The organism is Thiomicrorhabdus cannonii, from assembly GCF_013391695.1.
Lineage (GTDB): Bacteria > Pseudomonadota > Gammaproteobacteria > Thiomicrospirales > Thiomicrospiraceae > Thiomicrorhabdus > Thiomicrorhabdus cannonii.
Window position 1 is genome coordinate 1 of sequence record NZ_JACBGH010000038.1, and the last position, 429, is coordinate 429.

General features: G+C 36.6%; 1 protein-coding gene. It reads left to right on the plus strand.

From position 1 onward, the window contains the following. The first annotated feature begins 133 nt into the window (after positions 1-133). On the plus strand, positions 134-364 hold the full coding sequence (locus HZ297_RS11865) for an antitoxin (protein WP_005020941.1): 231 nt from the start codon (positions 134-136) through the stop codon (positions 362-364). Positions 365-429: the final 65 nt, after the last annotated feature.

Here is a 429-nt window from a genome sequence, read left to right on the forward strand (position 1 = left end):
CTTTTAGATGAGGCCTGGATGGGCATCTAGAATATGGATTAAAGTCATTCACCAATTACAACAAATCACACGCTACAAATTATTTAATGATAAGATATGTATCAATGATACCTATCCTATTAGGAGATAAAAAATGGAAGTTGCTAAAGTCTTTCAAACAGGTCGAAGTCAAGCCGTTAGGTTACCTAAAGCATTTCGTTTTAATGGTACTGAAGTAGCGATTAAAAGTTTTGGACGTGGTGTGTTATTGATGCCTATCGACAATCCTTGGGATGTAATGCTAGAAGCTCTAAACGAGTTTGAAGTTGGATTCAAGTTAGAACGGGCAGATCAGGGCGAACAGGTACGTGAGGATTTCAAATGATTTACCTCTTAGACACAAATATTTGTATCTATGTGATCAATCATAAGCCAGAGCATGTTTTTGAA

Bases quoted from the DNA above. Each gene is read 5' to 3' on its own strand.
- HZ297_RS11865 (WP_005020941.1), top strand. From the start codon at position 134: ATGGAAGTTGCTAAAGTCTTTCAAACAGGTCGAAGTCAAGCCGTTAGG.